Source organism: Gammaproteobacteria bacterium (assembly GCA_021648145.1).
In the GTDB taxonomy this organism is placed as follows: Bacteria; Pseudomonadota; Gammaproteobacteria; order JAADGQ01; family JAADGQ01; genus S141-38.
On record JAKITI010000001.1, the window covers coordinates 102,165 to 119,978 of the forward strand.

17 protein-coding genes and 1 pseudogene are annotated in these 17,814 nt (G+C 43.1%); 17 read left to right on the plus strand and 1 reads right to left on the minus strand.

Annotated elements, in window-relative coordinates:
- Positions 1-29 precede the first annotated feature (29 nt).
- Entirely contained in the window at positions 30-2,030 is a 2,001-nt protein-coding gene (locus L3J70_00495; protein MCF6234852.1) for a transglycosylase SLT domain-containing protein, read from the minus strand.
- 211 nt (positions 2,031-2,241) lie between these two features.
- Between L3J70_00495 and moeB the strand changes: the two genes are divergently transcribed.
- The 17 genes and pseudogenes from moeB (at position 2,242) to L3J70_00580 (ending at position 17,806) form a co-directional block, all read left to right on the plus strand.
- Positions 2,242-3,408, plus strand: coding sequence for a molybdopterin-synthase adenylyltransferase MoeB (gene moeB, locus L3J70_00500; protein ID MCF6234853.1), 1,167 nt, complete (start codon positions 2,242-2,244; stop codon positions 3,406-3,408).
- A gap of 210 nt (positions 3,409-3,618) precedes the next feature.
- Positions 3,619-3,723 (plus strand): annotated as a pseudogene (locus L3J70_00505) (transcriptional regulator).
- A 315-nt stretch (positions 3,724-4,038) separates the two neighbouring features.
- On the plus strand, positions 4,039-4,551 hold the full coding sequence (locus L3J70_00510) for a flagellar basal body-associated FliL family protein (protein MCF6234854.1): 513 nt from the start codon (positions 4,039-4,041) through the stop codon (positions 4,549-4,551).
- 6 nt (positions 4,552-4,557) lie between these two features.
- Complete coding sequence (gene fliM, locus L3J70_00515; GenBank protein MCF6234855.1) at positions 4,558-5,553, plus strand: flagellar motor switch protein FliM; 996 nt, start codon at positions 4,558-4,560, stop codon at positions 5,551-5,553.
- Positions 5,553-6,038, plus strand: a complete 486-nt coding sequence (gene fliN, locus L3J70_00520) for a flagellar motor switch protein FliN (protein ID MCF6234856.1) — start codon at positions 5,553-5,555, stop codon at positions 6,036-6,038. The genes fliM and fliN overlap by 1 nt, the downstream gene beginning before the upstream one ends.
- Positions 6,039-6,050: 12 nt before the next feature.
- Positions 6,051-6,503 carry a flagellar biosynthetic protein FliO gene (gene fliO, locus L3J70_00525; GenBank protein ID MCF6234857.1) on the plus strand — a complete coding sequence of 151 codons (453 nt, stop codon included), beginning with the start codon at positions 6,051-6,053 and terminating at the stop codon, positions 6,501-6,503.
- On the plus strand, positions 6,500-7,237 hold the full coding sequence (fliP, locus tag L3J70_00530; protein MCF6234858.1) for a flagellar type III secretion system pore protein FliP: 738 nt from the start codon (positions 6,500-6,502) through the stop codon (positions 7,235-7,237). Before fliO ends, fliP begins: the two co-directional genes overlap by 4 nt.
- Positions 7,238-7,267: 30 nt before the next feature.
- A complete protein-coding gene (gene fliQ / locus L3J70_00535) occupies positions 7,268-7,540 on the plus strand; it encodes a flagellar biosynthesis protein FliQ (GenBank protein MCF6234859.1) in 273 nt (90 codons plus the stop codon).
- Positions 7,541-7,561: 21 nt separating this feature from the next.
- On the plus strand, positions 7,562-8,335 hold the full coding sequence (gene fliR, locus L3J70_00540; protein ID MCF6234860.1) for a flagellar biosynthetic protein FliR: 774 nt from the start codon (positions 7,562-7,564) through the stop codon (positions 8,333-8,335).
- 6 nt (positions 8,336-8,341) lie between these two features.
- Positions 8,342-9,469, plus strand: a complete 1,128-nt coding sequence (gene flhB, locus L3J70_00545; GenBank protein ID MCF6234861.1) for a flagellar biosynthesis protein FlhB — start codon at positions 8,342-8,344, stop codon at positions 9,467-9,469.
- A gap of 114 nt (positions 9,470-9,583) precedes the next feature.
- Positions 9,584-11,632, plus strand: a complete 2,049-nt coding sequence (gene flhA, locus L3J70_00550; protein ID MCF6234862.1) for a flagellar biosynthesis protein FlhA — start codon at positions 9,584-9,586, stop codon at positions 11,630-11,632.
- A 14-nt stretch (positions 11,633-11,646) separates the two neighbouring features.
- Positions 11,647-12,960 (plus strand): flagellar biosynthesis protein FlhF, encoded by a 1,314-nt coding sequence (gene flhF, locus L3J70_00555; protein MCF6234863.1) that lies wholly within the window; start codon positions 11,647-11,649, stop codon positions 12,958-12,960.
- On the plus strand, positions 12,953-13,834 hold the full coding sequence (locus L3J70_00560) for a MinD/ParA family protein (GenBank protein ID MCF6234864.1): 882 nt from the start codon (positions 12,953-12,955) through the stop codon (positions 13,832-13,834). The genes flhF and L3J70_00560 overlap by 8 nt, the downstream gene beginning before the upstream one ends.
- A gap of 14 nt (positions 13,835-13,848) precedes the next feature.
- Positions 13,849-14,577: an RNA polymerase sigma factor FliA gene (locus L3J70_00565; GenBank protein ID MCF6234865.1), complete on the plus strand. Its 729-nt coding sequence runs from the start codon at positions 13,849-13,851 to the stop codon at positions 14,575-14,577.
- 63 nt (positions 14,578-14,640) lie between these two features.
- Positions 14,641-15,033, plus strand: coding sequence for a chemotaxis response regulator CheY (gene cheY / locus L3J70_00570; protein MCF6234866.1), 393 nt, complete (start codon positions 14,641-14,643; stop codon positions 15,031-15,033).
- 53 nt (positions 15,034-15,086) lie between these two features.
- On the plus strand, positions 15,087-15,824 hold the full coding sequence (locus L3J70_00575; protein ID MCF6234867.1) for a protein phosphatase CheZ: 738 nt from the start codon (positions 15,087-15,089) through the stop codon (positions 15,822-15,824).
- Positions 15,825-15,835: 11 nt separating this feature from the next.
- Positions 15,836-17,806, plus strand: coding sequence for a chemotaxis protein CheA (locus L3J70_00580; protein ID MCF6234868.1), 1,971 nt, complete (start codon positions 15,836-15,838; stop codon positions 17,804-17,806).
- Positions 17,807-17,814: the final 8 nt, after the last annotated feature.

Genomic DNA, 17,814 nt, shown 5'->3' on the forward strand with positions numbered 1-17,814 from the left:
ATTCAACAGTGCCTTGGCCTATGAGTTTTTCACAGATTCGGACGTATAGTCTGCTTTCCATTTTTTTGCAACATGGCAAGTGCCATCTTTTCAGACTGGATAGGGGGCATACGGTCACTGAGCCGAGTTTGAGTATGTCCTAATAGTTTTTCATAAACAGCAGTATAGGCTAAGACAGCACGTAGATATTTTCGTGTTTCCCGTATAGGTAATGTTTCTAGCCAGATATCAGCAGGCACGGACTTATGTTCAGGTATCCAGTTTTTAATTCGATTAGGGCCTGCATTATAAGCGGCAATAGCGAGCACAGCATTGCCGTCAAGTTTATCCAGCACATATTTCATATAAGCAGTCCCTAGCTGGATATTAAGATTGGCATTCAGAAGCTCTTTTTTACTTTTCAATCGGGTATTTTGAATGTTAGCAATATATTTTCCAGTTTTGGGCATGAGTTGCATGAGGCCTAATGCACCACTTCTGGAGCGAGCCTCAATATTAAAGGCACTTTCTCGACGAATAATGGCATAAACCCAAGCGCTGTCCAGGTTATGTTTTTCTGCTTCTTCTGCTACCTTTTTTTCAAAACTGACTGGAAAACGTAAATTCAGATCATCTCTGTAGTCTGTTTTTGCCAAGGTGAAAATAGCAGTATGATGCCACCCCCAGTTCTGTGCGACTTTTGCGGCACGCTTTAATAATTTTTGATCCATTTTTCTGGACATGAACCACCAGTGGTTTCGTGCTTCAATCAGGCGATTCAGCTGATAATATTCCCGAGCTTCTTTAAAGCCGGAAATATGTTCTATGGTTTTATATTCGGATTTGGGAAATATGAGTGGATAGTCACTGAACTGGTAGGGCACGCCAATTTTATCAGCGGCTAAAAAACCATAAAAATCTCGGGAGGTGGCTGTTATTTCATACTGCTTTTTTGCCAGGTCATTGTTACCCGTCGCTTCTAAAGCACGAGCAAGCCAGTAGCGCCACCGTTCACTATTTTTTTCATTGGCAGGAAGTTGCTGGATCCAGAAACGTACGCCACTCCAGTTTTCATTTCGTAGTGCCATCCTGATTCGCCAGTCTCGTATTTCTTTATCTACATGAGTTTCAGGTATATCAGCAAGCCATTTCAGAGCACTTGGGTGATGGTTGACGACATGAGCCATGGCGATGGTTCGTTTAATTCGAGCTTGTTCATCTGGGCTGAACCGGTAATTTACCGAGAGTTTTTTCCAAAGAGTTGCTGCATGTTCACCATTTTTTTTACTGGTTTTTTCGATGGCATTAACAAAAATTTCACTTTTGACTAGGTGATTGAGGCGGAATTTTTTCTTGTCGAGTACAAATAATGGGTTTTTATAGGTTTGCTTCCAGAGCGAGACCCAGTGTTGATCTGTTTTGTTCAGTTTTTTTGCTAAATGACTGGCCAAAGACAAGTTGCCGTTTTTCATCGCCAATTTGATGCGCTTCCAGATCAACGTGCTATTAATACCCCCGTTTTTTTCCCATGCGGTAAACACACGGCTACATGCATTGTTTTGCGAATAGCCAACAAGCCAAAGCGGCTCTGATTTTTCAAATGCTTTTTGTTGTTGATTTGTGTTGAAAAGTGCATTGAGGTGGTGACATTGCAGGGCTATATTTTTTGTGGGTTTCCAGTTTTTAAGATAAGCTTTCCACAACTTGTTCCTTGCTAAATTTTTGAGCCAGGCTTGTTGTAGGCGTTTATTTGCGAGTGTTCCGGGAAAAGCGTGTGCAAATGAATCAATATCTGATTGGGAAAGATGACTGATGCGGCGCTGCATTGATTTGTAGAGTAAATCAGGGTAAAGCGGATAGTTTTGCAGATTTTTTATAAGCGTATTAAACCGATCGAGATTACCTTTTTCCAGAGCGCGTTCTGCCTCTAAAAAAGTGCTTTGCTGCTTGGTATGTTGTGATGCAGGGGTATTTGCATAGCTATAGTTCGCCAATAAAAGCAAGATGATAGCAATTATTCTTAGGGGGAATGGCGTTGAAGTATGATGCAAATCTCTGTCTCCTGAGTTGTTGATATTAGGTGATAGACAGTGTATCGACGAAAATATTGTGAAGATGAGACTTTTGAATACTTTGAAAAAATCAGTTGTTTCGGTGTGGAAGCTATAGCAGCCACAAGTCCATAATTCACGCTATAATAGCTATAATCTGGCTTCAAAAATGAAGCTGAATGTTTAAATCATACTTTAAAAGAAGGAAACAATGAAAGAAAAAAATCGCCGGTTAGCTGAAATAAAATTAAAAATTCCTGAAATAGCCCCGTTGAAAGCGTTTGAAATGCAGCAAGATGGAGCCGTATTAATTGATGTTCGTGAGGCGGATGAAATAGCACAAGGAAGCCCTGTGGGTGCTGCGCGATTAGGTCGGGGGTTTTTAGAACTTCGAATTGAAGAGTCTGTGACCGATTTAGCACAGCCACTGCTTGTGATGTGTGCAGGAGGAGTGCGCTCGCTGTTTGCAGCAGAAAATTTGAAAAATATGGGATATGAAAATGTATGCTCTATTGCGGGTGGATTTAATGGCTGGAAAAATGAGGGGCTAAATTTTGAAGTGCCTCGTACACTTGATAAAGACGCACGTGAGCGTTATTCACGCCACCTGTTGGTTCCTGGAATTGGTGAAGCTGGCCAGCTAAAGTTGATGGATAGCAAGGTATTGTTGATCGGGGCGGGCGGTATCGGCTCTCCAGCTTCTCTTTATCTGGCCGCTGCTGGTGTTGGCACATTAGGTATCATAGATCATGATGTTGTTGATCGCAGCAACTTACAGCGCCAGGTGGTGCATACAGAGTCACGCATTGGTACCCCGAAGGTCGCTTCAGCAAAAGAGACTCTGGAAAATCTGAATCCTACTGTTAATATCGTAACTTATGAAGCTCGCCTCGATAGCAGTAATGTTGAAGAAATTTTTTCAAAATATGATGTAGTTATTGATGGCTCTGATAATTTGGCGACACGTTATTTGGTCAGTGATGCATGCGCATACTTAAAAATTCCAAATGTTCATGGGGCTGTTTACCGTTTTGAGGGGCAGGTAACCGTTTTTTGGCCGGATCATGAGTCTGGAGAGGGGCCTTGCTATCGTTGCCTGTTTCCAAAAATGCCCTCGGATGATCTGGCGCCTTCATGTGCACAATCAGGTGTGCTTGGAGTATTACCTGGAACGATTGGTTTACTAGAAGCGACTGAGGCACTGAAAATTTTACTTGGCATGGGAACGCCACTGGTCGGGAAGATGCTTTATTACGATGCACTTGAAAGCAGCTTTATGACACTGAAACTCAAACGCAACCCTGACTGTAAAGTCTGTGGTGAAAATGCAGAGTTTAATGGTTTTGAAGATGTTGTGGAAGTGTGCTCTATAGCCTAAATTTCCAGGTAGGGGGCATCATGACTCCAAGAGACCTTGAATCCCTCTTTCAGGTTTTATTGCTGACCGTCACCGTGTGTGTGAGGGTGAGGTTAGTCAAAAACCGTTCCTCGATGCCTATTTAGTCGTCAATTGGCCATTTTGGACGGATCTATCCTGTAACAAGCTGTGCTTGTATCGTTTCAAATTGGCGGCGGCTCAAACTCCTTTTTAAAAGAAATAGGAAGCCAAGGCGTGGTGTCTGAAATATTATCAGGAAAAAGGTCATTAAACCTAGAGCAGATAAAAAAGGCCAGTAGTCGGTTTCATGTTTCGCTGAACAATCTGCTTTTCAAAAAAAGACGAAATGCAGATGTTGTCATTGGACTGTTGATTAATAAAGTGGAGTTTAACTTAGATATTCATGCAGATACTCAGATTTAACCCACTACCTTAACTCTATATTCCCGTCATTTTTCCGACAGCTCATCTCTTGCTTCATTCAGTAACAAGTCAAATTTTTGTCATCTCACTCAACTACAAAGCTCTCATGAGCCTGATCTAGCCGAATAAAAATGATATAGAAAAAACAGGCGTGAATTTTGCTTGGCCTCTACATATATTTTATTTTTAACGAGTGGAGTGAGCAAAGTGGCTGAAGAAGAGACAAATGCGCCAGAAGAGGGCGAGAAAAAGAAAAAAGGTGGCAACCTTATTGTCATTATTTTGATCGTGCTGATTGTTCTTATATTAGGTGGGGTTGGTGCTCTTTTTATGACCGGAATCGTCAAAATGGGTGGCGACGATACTCCACAGGAGGAAGCTCATACGGATGAAGAGAGCCATGCCGCGATCTATTTTAAACTCGAACCCGCTTTTGTCTCTAATATCACATTGAAAAAACGCTCTCGATTTATCCAGATCGCTATTGAAGTGGTTTCTACTGACCCTGAGGCCATTGAAAATCTGAAAATACATAGTCCGGTTATACGTAATAATCTGGGTATTTTATTTAGTGGTATCGGTGATGAAGAGGTTAATACCCGAGAAGGCAAGGAAAGACTGCGCAGCCAGGTATTAAAAGAGATACAGGGGATATTGAAAGATAAGTCTGGCATGGAAGGGATTGACGATGTGTTCTTTACTGGGTTTGTGGTTCAGTAAATCACGATGTCAGCGAATGACCTGTTATCACAGGATGAAATTGATGCACTGCTGCATGGAGTATCCAGCGGCGATGTAGAGACTGAAGAGTTTGACCCGGATGATGAGGGGGTTGCTTCGGCTTATGACTTTAATAGTCAAGATCGAATCGTTCGCGGTCGAATGCCGACTCTGGAGATGATTAACGAACGCTTCGCCCGTTACTTTCGAATCAGTCTTTTTAATATGTTACGGCGCACCTCTGAAATTTCAGTTGAAGGGGTGCAGATGCTCAAATTTGCAGAGTATGTACATAGTTTGTTTGTGCCCACTAATTTGAACTTGGTCAAGGCTGATCCATTGCGTGGAACGATGCTGTTTATATTGGACCCGAAGCTTGTTTTTATCATTGTAGATAATTTTTTTGGCGGAGATGGCCGCCACGCAAAGATCGAAGGCCGTGAATTTACGATGACGGAGCAACGCGTGATCCAGCTTGTATTGAAGCGAATTTTTGCAGATATGAGTGAAGCATGGGAAGCGGTCATGCCGTTGGAGTACGAATACTTAAGCTCTGAAGTAAACCCTCATTTTGCCAATATTGTTAGCCCCAGCGAAGTGGTGGTGGTCAGCTCTTTTAATATTGAGCTTGATGGAGGAAGTGGTTCATTTCATGCCGTCATTCCATATGCGATGTTGGAGCCGATCCGTGAATTATTAGATGCGGGTATTCAAAGTGACCGTGTAGAAACTGACGAACGCTGGTCGAATGCTTTACGCAGTGAAATTAATACAGCTTTGGTCGGTATGAGTTCAACGTTGGTTGAAACAGAGATCACGTTACGTGATGTGATGAATATGAAAACCGGCGATATTATTCCAATCGATATTGAGGATGAAATTCATATGGATGTTGAAGGTGTTCCAATTTTTAACGGCTCATTTGGAGTGTCTCGTGGCAATATTGCATTTAAAGTTTCAGGGAAAATTGAACGGGAATCAGTCGATTCAGGAGGGGCATAATGAGTGATGAAAATCAAGATGACCAAGCACTTGCTGATGAGTGGGCCGCTGCACTAGAGGAGTCAGGTGATAGTGAGGACGATGCTGTAAACAGTGATGACATCATTGATCAGGCGACTCCGGCTGCTGCAACGCCTGAAGTGGATTCACCCACACCCACACCAGAAACATCACCACCGGCAGCAGACTTTCCAAATTTACAAGATGAAAATTCGATTATTGGTGACGGAAGCCTGGATATGATTCTGGATATTCCTGTCACGATTGCTATGGAGCTTGGGCGCACAAAAATTAGCATTAAAAATTTACTTCAACTCAATCAAGGCTCAGTGGTTGAGTTAGATCGCCTAGCGGGAGAGCCGATGGATGTATTGGTTAATAATACATTGGTGGCACATGGTGAGGTTGTCGTGGTTAATGAAAAATTTGGTATTAGATTAACGGATGTAGTAAGTACCTCTGAACGTGTAAAAAACCTTAATTAGCAGGGAAGTGCAGTGATATTTTATAGAAAAAAATGGATTTTAAGGGGAATCATCTCTTCTGCTTTTTTACCTTCACTTCTGTTGGCAGCCGATGAAATTCCGTTAGAAAAAACGCTGCAAAGTCCTTTAAATACAGAAAGCATGGTCAGTGTTATCGGGAGTCTATTTCTGATTGTGATTTTGATTCTGGTTGCGGCCTGGCTATTTAAACGTTTTGGTCAACTTCAAAGTATTCCTCATAATGAGTTAAAAATGCTGGCCAGCTTATCGACTGGCCAGCGTGAGCGAATTGTATTGCTGCAGGTGGGGGGGAAACAGCTATTGGTCGGTGTGACTCAAGGAAGTATTCGAACACTTTATGAGTTAGAGAACCCGATTCAAACACAAAAATCTGATTCAGAAAAAAGCTCTTTTGTTGAACGGTTGGCGGCTGCCATGAAAAAAGAGGGGCAGAATCAGTCATGAAATATATTTTGATACTATTTTCAATGTTGCTGGTTCCAGTCACAGCTTTTGCGGAACCTGGGCTTCCCACCATATCAGTATCGACGAATCCCGAAGGCGGACAAACCTATACATTAAGCATTCAGGCATTAGCCATGATGACGGCATTTGCATTTTTGCCGGCAGCGCTGTTGATGATGACCTCATTTGCTCGAATTATTATTGTGCTCTCTATTTTGCGTCAGGCACTGGGCACAATGCAGACACCGACGACTCAGATATTAATTGCATTGGCTCTATTTTTGACCTTTTTTATTATGGAACCCGTTTTTGACAAGGTATACCAAGATGGTATTGCACCTTATCTGGAAAATGAAATCGGGCCAAAAGAAGCTTTTGAAAAATCAAGAGAGCCTATACGTGAGTTCATGATGGCTCAGACCCGTGATACTGATATTAATATGTTTGCCAATATTTCAGGGAAAACAGATATCGAATCACCAGAGGATGTACCTTTTTCATTGTTGATGCCTGCATTTATTACCAGTGAATTAAAAACAGCCTTTCAAATTGGTTTTTTAATTTTCATTCCTTTTTTAATTATTGATCTTGTCGTGGCCAGTGTATTGATGGCGATGGGTATGATGATGCTTTCACCCATGATTATTTCACTGCCATTTAAAATAATGCTGTTTGTTCTGGTCGATGGTTGGGCGCTCATCATGGGTACGCTGGCAGCAAGTTTTTATATGTAACTTAATTAAGCGATATAAAGGGAGAGTGTAATGACCCCAGAATTTGTATTAACAATCGGCCGACAAGCGTTGGAAGTCACTTTGGCTCTGATTTCTGTACTACTGATTCCTGCCTTGCTAGTTGGATTGTTGGTCAGCACATTTCAAGCCGCCACACAAATTAGTGAAGCAACATTAAGTTTTATACCTAAGTTGATGATTACATTTGCAGCACTGTTGATGGCAGGGCCCTGGATGTTGCAATTGTTAACCACATATACGCAGCGTTTGTATGAAGCCATTCCAACCATGATCGGTCTCTGACCATTTTTTCAGGATACACGGATGCATTTTCAAGCGGCTGAAGTTATAGAGTGGATTGGGAGTTATTTCTGGCCGTTTGTACGCATTGGCGGCATGTTAATGATCGCCCCTATATTCTCAGGGCGAATGATTCCCGCACGTATTCGAATCGTTATTGCAATTGTACTTACGATTACGATTGCCCCCTTGGCTCCTCCCATGCCCATTGTCGACCCGCTGGGACCGGAAGGGATATTAATTACCTTCAATCAATTAGTGATTGGATTAATGATGGGCTTTGCACTGCGAGTTGTGTTTACTGCTCTGGAGATGGGAGGGCAAGTCATTGGCCAATTGATGGGGCTGGGTTTTGCTCAGATGGTGGATCCTCAAAATGGTGTTTCTGTGCCGGTGGTAGGTCAAATTTACAGTATATTAGGGACGCTTATTTTTGTGACATTAAATGGTCATCTGATTTTGATTGAAGTGCTTGCCAATAGTTTTCAATCCATGCCAGTGACATTGCAGGGGATTCCCATCAGTCACTTCTGGGACATGTTGATGTGGGGCAGCTGGATGTTTTTTGGAGCCATCATGATTGCGATTCCTGCAATTGCCGCTCTGTTTATGGTGAATGTTGCTTTTGCGGTATTAGCACGGACAGCACCTCAACTAAATATTTTTGCCGTCGGTTTTCCGATCACTTTAATTCTGGGCTTTGTGATTATTATTTTATCGCTTGGAAGCTTTTACCCTCAATTTGAACAGTTACTTGAAAATGGTTTTGCTGTCATAAAGCGAATAGTGGGGTTATAGAGCAGAATGGCAGAGAGCGAGAGCGGACAGGAAAAAACAGAAGAACCTACCCCTAAAAAACTGCAAAAGGCCAAAGACAAAGGTCAAGTTGCTCGATCCAGAGAGCTCACGACATTGATGATGCTGCTAGCCTCCGCTGGAGGAATCATCATTTTTGGAAGCAGCATGATTCAAGATTTGATGACCATTCTTAAAGAAGGATTAATCATTGAACGAAAAATTATTTTTAGCGATCAAGCTTCACTGACACTATTTTTAGAAGCTATTTCTAATGGGCTTTTGATGCTAGCTCCACTGTTTGTTGTGTTATTTGTTGTGGCTCTTTTTTCACCGGTTCTACTCGGTGGAATCGCTTTTGTTGCACCCAGCTTCAAGATCGAAAAAATTAATCCAGTAAAAGGAATTAAACGTATTTTTGGTCCTCAGGGCGGGATGGAGCTCCTGAAGGCACTGGCCAAGTTTTTTCTGGTTTTTGCAGTCGCTATTATTTTTATCTGGAGTATGCAGGGGGTCATTTTTAACTTGGGATATCAATCAGTGATTGACTCTTTGGTGCATACCGGTGACTTGTTGTTACTGACTTTTCTATTAGTCAGTGCCTCACTGCTTGTTGTTGCAGGAATTGATGTGCCATTTCAAATGTGGAACCACCAGCGTCAATTAAAAATGACACTGCAAGAGGTCAAGGATGAATTTAAAGAGACGGAGGGTAAACCTGAAGTCAAGCAACATATTCGTAAAGTTCAACAGGAAATGGCGCAACGTCGAATGATGGATGGTGTTCCTCAAGCGGATGTCATTATTACTAACCCGACTCACTATGCCGTGGCACTACGTTATGACAAGGATAAGGGGGGCGCACCTGTGTTATTAGCCAAAGGTGCGGATCTGGTCGCGATGCGTATTCGAGCGGTTGGAGTTAAGCACAAAATTATAATAATGGAATCACCGATGCTGGCGCGCTCTATTTTTCATCACACGGAATTGAATGCTGAAATTCCAGACGGGCTTTACAGAGCTGTCGCGCAAGTATTGGCTTATGTCTATCAATTAAAGAAGAATCAACGCTCTTACAGTGCTGAACCTCAGTCAATGAAGGACAACTTACCGATACCGGATGACCTGAAGCGGTAGGGAACACACATAAAATAAAGCGGATATTTCAAGGGATGAATTTTTATGGCTGCTAAAGCAGGTGTACTGAAAGGAATAAAAAATATAGGGCGTTTTGGATTGGGTGCTCCTATTATGTTGACCGCATTATTGGCGATGATGGTTGTACCATTACCTCCAATGGCACTTGATATTTTATTTACTTTTAATATCGCCCTGGCCTTAGTGGTTTTACTGGCCTGTGTTTATGCCAAGTTGCCATTGCATTTTTCTTCATTTCCGACGGTTCTATTGCTAGCCACTTTAATGCGACTGGCATTGAATGTGGCTTCTACTCGAGTGATATTGCTTGAAGGACATAATGGAACTGATGCTGCGGGTGAAGTGATTAATTCATTTGGTAATTTTGTGGTAGGCGGTAATTATGTTGTTGGATTGGTGGTATTTTCTATATTGGTTTTGATCAATTTTGTGGTGGTCACCAAAGGCGCAGGGCGTATCTCTGAAGTCAGTGCGCGCTTTACACTTGATGCGATGCCAGGCAAACAGATGGCCATTGATGCGGATTTGAATGCGGGTGTGATTGACCAGGAGGAAGCTAAAAACCGTCGCTCGGAAGTAGTTCAAGAAGCCGATTTTTACGGCTCTATGGATGGTGCAAGCAAGTTTGTTCGTGGTGATGCTGTCGCCGGTATTATCATCCTTTTTATTAATATATTGGGCGGTCTAGCTATTGGTATGGCACAACATGATATGACCATGGCAGATGCGGTGCATAACTACACGTTGTTGACGATTGGTGATGGTCTGGTCGCACAAATTCCATCGCTGGTTTTATCCACGGCCTCCGCCATTATGGTGACACGTGTTTCAAATGCTCAGGATATGGGGGGGCAGATTTTAGATCATCTTTTTAATGATCCACGGGTGCTCTATGTCACTGGTGGCATCATTGGGTTGGTGGGGGTTGTTCCTGGTATGCCTAATCTGGTTTTCCTTGGACTGGCAGCGCTCTGTTGCGGGGGCGCATATTATGGTTCACACGGTTCAAAAGAGGCATCCAATAAATCTGGAAAAACATCTGCCTCAAAAACAACCTCACCCGTTCCGACAGGGGGCGGCAGCCTGCCTGAAGAGACCCGAGATCTAAGTTGGGATGATGTCACACCCGTTGATATTGTCGGGCTTGAGGTTGGCTATCGTTTAATTCCGATGGTGGATAAAAAGCAGGGCGGTCAATTGATGTCACGCATTAAAGGCGTGCGTAAAAAATTGACACAGGAACTCGGCTTTTTGATGCACTCAGTTCATATTAAGGATAACTTGAATCTGCCGCCCAATGGTTACCGTATTATTTTAAAAGGTGTGATTGCAGGTGAGGCTGAGGTGTACCCTGAGCAAGATATGGCCATTAACCCAGGGCAGGTTTCAGGCGTTTTAAACAGTGTGGCTACAACAGACCCCGCATTTGGCCTGGAAGCCTTCTGGATTGATACCACGCAACGTGATATCGCCCAGACGCAAGGTTACACCGTGGTTGATGCCAGCACCGTCATCGCAACACATTTGAGCCATATTTTGCAAGCTCAGTCACATCGCTTGTTGGGGCGTGAAGAGGCGCAGCACTTGCTGGATACCTTGGCGAAAAAAGCACCTAAACTGGTTGAAGCATTAGTGCCTGATCTTCTGCCGCTCGGTGTAGTGCTTAAGGTGCTAAAAAATCTGCTGGAAGAGCAGGTGAGTATTCGTGATATTCAAACGATTGTCGAAACTTTGGCGGAATATGCGCCCAGTAGTCAGGATCCTGTCGTGCTCACCAGTGCTGTTCGATCCTCTTTGGGCCGATCAATTATACAAAATATCAATGGGTTATCGGATGATCTATCAATTATCACGCTGGATCCTCAACTGGAACACATATTGCTTGAGTCAGTACAAGCATCAGGCGGAGACAGTGTTGGCTTAGAGCCAGGAATTGCTGAGCGAATACAGCAATCGCTCATCCAGGCAGTTGAACAACAGGATATTGCCGGAGAGCCTGCGGTGCTGGTTGTCGCGGCGGCGCTGAGGGAGCCATTGGCAAAATTTATACGTCATGGGATCTCTTCATTGCATGTACTGGCATTTAATGAGCTTCCTGAAGATATGAAAATCAAAGTCGTGGTTGTTATTGGAAATAGTTAGGATGGATCGTCATTATGAAAATTAAGCGTTACTTTGCATCCAATGTGCGAAAAGCTATTACGTTGGTACGTGATGATTTGGGTGAAGATGCGATTATCCTGTCGAATAAAAATGTTCAGGGCGGGGTCGAGATTATGGCGGCTGTCGATTATGACGAATCAGTGTTGGGCGAAACAATCCCCGAGTCTGTAAAAAAACCAACACCTAAAAAGTCTGTGGTTGAAGTTGAGAAAAAAGAGTTCACAAGTGCAATTTATGAAAGACCACAGATTCAGAAAAAAAACTTTGAACATAAAAAAATAGAAGAAAAATTAGTCTCAACTATAAAAGAGCCTCCAATAAACCCTGAAATCAATGAACCCCAAAAATCTCAGGTGATCTGGACTCAGGACCCTGCATTTTTAGAGATGCGCGAAGAGTTAAAGTCACTGCGTGGTCTGGTTGAAAATCAACTCTCAGGTTTTGCCTGGGGCGATATGATTCAGCGTTATCCCGAGCGTGTCAAACTATTGCAGCAGCTTACAAAGCTGGGTTTAAGTACCTCAATATGTCAGCGCCTATTAAATGAAGTTCCTGAAATTGAAGATTTTGAAAAATTATGGCTGGCTGCATTATCAAAACTTTCAAGCTGGTTGCCACTAAATGATGATGCCATTATTAGCGGCGGCGGGGTTGTTGCGATGGTGGGGCCGACAGGGGTTGGAAAAACAACCACGATTGCTAAATTAGCGGCGCGTTATGCTTTACGCTACGGTGCTCGCCATGTCGGTTTGGTCTCTATGGATCATTACAGAATAGGGGCTCATGAACAGCTTAGAAGTTACAGCCGAATACTTGATATGCCCGTACGCTTTCCAAAGAGCCACAATGAATTGTGTGAAGCTTTGGAAGAGTTTAGTGACAAGTCTTTAGTGTTAATTGATACGGCTGGAATGAGTCAACGAGACTTACGTTTAAACCAACAATTTTCGCTACTAAAAAGCAAGGTGAGTATTACTACCTATCTTGTATTATCAACCACGACAAGGCTATCTTGTTTAAATGAAACAATGAGTGCTTTTCGATCAGCAAATCTGGATGGGTGCATATTGACTAAACTTGACGAAGCCACAAGCCTGGGAGCGGCATTAAGTGAGGCAATTATGCATAAGCTGCCGATTGCTTATATCAGTGATGGACAGCGCGTTCCGGAGGATCTAAGTATTGCCCGAGCACATAATTTAATTAATCAGGCGGTATCAATCATGCAACAAGCGGGGCGTATTCTTGAAGAAGAAGCGCCAGGGCTTTCAATTTTAAATAATGGAGGGATTGCTGCACATGTTTGAAGGTGCTCTGGATCAAGCAGCAGGTTTACGTAACATGACGGAATCTCGTCCTGTTCAGGTATTTTCGATTACAAGCGGCAAAGGGGGGGTCGGTAAAACCAATGTATCAGTCAATCTTGCACTTGCGATGATTGCGAATGGAAAAAAAGTTTTATTGATGGATGCGGATCTTGGGTTGGCCAATATTGATGTTTTATTGGGAATAAGACCCACACATAACCTTTCACATGTTATGAATGGAGAGTGCTCGCTGGAAGATGTGGTTGTAGAAGGCCCGAATGGTTTACAGATTATTCCAGCATCTTCAGGTATTCAGAAAATGGTTGAAATGAACTCAATGGAACACGTGGGTATTATTCGAGCATTTAGTGAGCTCAGCATGAGTGTTGATGTTTTATTAATCGACACTGCAGCGGGTATTTCTGACAGTGTGATTTCGTTTAGCAAAGCGGCTCATGAAGTCATTATTGTTGTCTGTGACGAACCGGCATCAATGACGGATGCTTATGCCATGATAAAGCTTTTGAATAGAGAGCATGGCTTGCAGCGTTTCCGAGTATTAAGCAATATGGTGCAAAGTATTGAAGAGGGGCGCAAATTGTATAATAAACTGCTTAAAGTAACCGATACATATCTGGAAGTGACATTGGATTTTATGGGCGTTGTTCCATATGACGAAAGTTTACGGAAAGCCGTACGTAAACAACGCGCTGTTGTGGAGGCTTATCCACGAAGTAAAGCCGCATTGGCATTTAAAAGTTTGGCAAAAAATATCGATAAATGGGTCGCGCCTACTGTAGCTAGCGGGCACCTGGAATTTTTTGTTGAGCGTTTGATTCAGGCTGGAAAACCAAAAGAAGGGAGAGGGAAATAATGAATGGAGCTGCAATGAAAGTCAGGGCACCAATTAAAGAGAGCACACTTAATGATACCGTTATTAAACACGCACCATTGGTGAAGCGTATTGCTTATCATTTGATGAGTCGTCTGCCTCCAAGTGTGCAAGCGGACGATTTGATACAAGCAGGAATGATTGGTTTGCTGGAAGCGGCGCGTAACTACGATCCAAACCAAGGGGCAAGCTTTGAAACTTATGCTGGTATTCGTGTTCGTGGTGCGATGCTGGATGAGATTAGAAAAGCCGATTGGGCACCTCGTTCGGTTCACCGTAAAGCGCGTCAATTGGCCGCAGTTATCAGTGAAATTGAAAACAAAACCGGACGTGATGCACGTGATCATGAAGTTGCAGAAGCGCTTGAAATTACTCTACGTGAATATCACAAGATGTTACAGGATGCCAGTGGTTATCGTGTTTTAAGCTTTGATGATATGACCAATGAAGGTGATGGTGTTGCGGTGGGGCTTTCAGATAATCTACCGGGGCCTCAGGACAATATTCAAAAAGCCGACTTCAAACGTTCGTTAGCTAAAGCCATTGCAGGGTTGCCAGAGCGAGAAAGCATGGTGATTACGCTTTATTACGATGAAGAGTTGAACTTGCGCGAAATTGGATCGGTCTTGGGTGTGAGTGAATCACGCGTCAGCCAGATACACAGCCAGGCACTGATTCGCTTGCAATCAAGAATGAGTTTTTGGCGTAAAGATAAAGAGATTTAAAAAACGGCCGAATAATACAGGTCACTGGTCAATTAATGCTTTCTACACGAAACGGAGGTGGTTGTGGATAAAAATATGAAAATTTTAATCGTAGATGACTTTTCAACGATGCGCCGCATTATTAAAAATTTGTTACGCGACTTAGGGTTTAATAATACATCTGAAGCTGATGATGGCAATACGGGGCTTCCTATGCTGCAGTCAGGTGATTTTGATTTTCTTGTCACGGACTGGAATATGCCCGGTATGGCTGGAATTGATCTGCTCAAAGCGGTCAGGGCAGATGAAAATCTGGTTTCTTTACCGGTATTAATGGTGACGGCAGAATCCAAGCGAGAGCAGATTGTTGCCGCGGCAGAAGCGGGTGTGAATGGATACATCGTAAAACCATTTACAGCGGCGACATTAAAAGAAAAAATCGATAAGATTTTTGAACGCATTGAAGCAAGTGCATAGTCTTAATTTTTTAGTCGAACACTATATATACGTCAACGGTAAGGGATTTACTCATGATAGAGACGGTCGATGCGCCAAACCAGGAGCTGGAGTTAGCTCAGCAACTCGTTGATCACATAAAATCAGGTGATAGTGATGAAGTCACTAAAGTATTTGAAGATCTGGCCAACATACGTGAAACCAGTCTGTTTCAAGAGCTGGGAAAACTCACAAGAGAGTTTCACGAAACGCTGAATAGTTTTCGTCAGGATGTTGATCTGGCCAATATGGCAGAACAAGAGTTTCCTGATGCCAAAGAGCGTCTGAACTATGTCATTACCATGACTCAACAAGCTGCAGATCGCACCTTGAATTCGGTCGAAAACGCGCTCCCTTTATGTGACAGCCTAACTCAAAACACAGAGCAGCTTAAATTACGCTGGAAATGCTTTCAGTCCAGAGAGTTATCAGCCAGTGAGTTTAGATCTTTGGTTAAAGATATTGATGGTTTTCTTGATGCGTCTCATGAAGACTCAGGAAAGCTTAAAGAACAGCTTAATGATATTTTAATGGCACAGGATTATCAGGATTTGACGGGACAGATTATCCGTAAAGTCATTGGTTTGGTTGATAGTGTAGAAAAAGGTTTGGTTAATTTAATTAAAGTTTCAGGGGCACGGATTGCGCCTGCTGAAAGCAAAAAAGATGATAATGATGCGCTTGAAGGCCCCCAAATACCGGGAATGAAATCAAGCAGCGCAGTTAATGGGCAAGATGAAGTGGATGATTTACTGTCGAGCCTCGGCTTCTAAAGGAATTAGATATGGCGATTGATATGGATGACGAAATACTCCAGGACTTTCTTGTTGAAGCGCAAGAGATACTGGAGAGTTTGGGTGAACAGCTTGTGGAGTTAGAGCAAACGCCTGATGACAATGAACTTCTCAATGCAGTTTTTCGTGGGTTTCATACGATTAAAGGCGGTGCTGGGTTTCTTGAACTCACCTCCATGGTCAAGGTTTGTCATTGTGCCGAAGATATTTTTAATTTGTTAAGGCAAGGTGAACGCAAAGTTGATGCTTTGTTGATGGATGTTATTTTAAAGTCGCTTGACGTGGTTAACGGGATGTTTGAAGAGCTGACTTCGGGTAATGAACCTTCTGCTGCTCCTGCTGAACTATTAAGCCAGCTCGAATCACTGATGGCGGGTGAGGTGCCTGAAGAAGAGGCTGCCCCTGAAGCCGTAGTTGATGAGGTTGATGTCGAGTTTGATGCGATGCTGGATGGTGCGACAAGTGATGACAGCGCCTCCTCTACGGATGAAATTACAGACGATGAGTTTGAATCTCTTCTGGATGATCTTCAAGGTAAAAAAACATCAGAGAATAACGCTTTGTCATCCAATGCCTCAGATGAAATTAATGATGAAGAGTTTGATCATTTGCTGGATGAAATCCATGGCAAAGGGAAACATTCCACTCCAGATAAAGCGCCCGCTTCTGATTCCACAGTCTCACCCTCAGAACCTTCAAAAGAGCAGGCGATACCTGCCCAGACTGTGGCGGCTCCAAAAGAGCAACCAAAGCCCGCTAAAAAAGATGATGCCAGCAAGGCAGGATCACAACAAGAAACGACGGTTCGCGTTGCGACTAAACGTCTTGATGAAATAATGAACATGGTGGGTGAGCTGGTCTTGGTCCGAAATCGGCTTAAAACTTTGGAGGGTTCGCGCAATGATGAAGAGCTCTCCAAGGTTATCAGCAGTCTGGATGTCGTGACAGGTGATTTACAAACGTCTGCCATGCGGACTCGTATGCAGCCCATTAAAAAGGTATTTGGCCGTTTTCCTCGTGTTGTGCGTGATTTAGCACGTAGCCTGAATAAAGATATCAGGCTGGAAATGGAGGGCGAAGAGACCGATCTTGATAAAAACCTGGTCGAAGCACTTGCTGATCCATTGGTACATTTAGTCCGAAATTCAGTGGATCATGGAATTGAAATACCCGAAATACGTAAGGCAGCAGGAAAACCTGAGACAGGAACAATTAACTTGTCTGCCGTACAGGAAGGTGATCATATCTTACTTTCAATTGCCGATGATGGTGCCGGTATGGATGCCGATATATTGCGCCAAATAGCAGTTGATAAAGGGCTGATGGATGAAGATGCAGCCGCCCGCCTGGATGATACCGACTGTTATAACCTGATCTTTGCCCCCGGCTTCTCAACTAAAGCTGAAATTTCAGATATTTCAGGTCGTGGAGTGGGTATGGATGTTGTCAAAACCCGTATTTCTCAGCTAAATGGCTCAATTACTATTGAATCTGAGAAAGGCAAAGGCAGTACAATTAAAATTAAGGTGCCTCTAACCCTTGCAATCATGCCAACACTAATGGTGATGTTATCTGATCATATTTTTGCATTGCCACTCGTGAATGTGAGTGAGATTTTTAATCTTGATCTTTCCAGAACAAATGTTGTCGATGGCAAATTAGTTGTACAAGTGAGAGGCAAGTCGATTCCACTTTTTTACCTGAGAGAATGGCTTATTCCTTATGATGAATCACCCATGGATAAAAGTGAGGGGTTTGTGGTTATCATGAATATTGGCACGCGTCATATGGGGTTTGTGGTAGATCAATTAATTGGTCAGGAAGAGGTCGTTATCAAGCCGTTAGGTGCGCTTCTTCAAGGTGTTTCTGGGTTAGCTGGTGCAACGATTACAGGTGATGGCCGAATTTCTCTCATACTGGATATTCCCGGATTGACCTCTTCACACGCACAGTCGATGTAGGGAGAGAC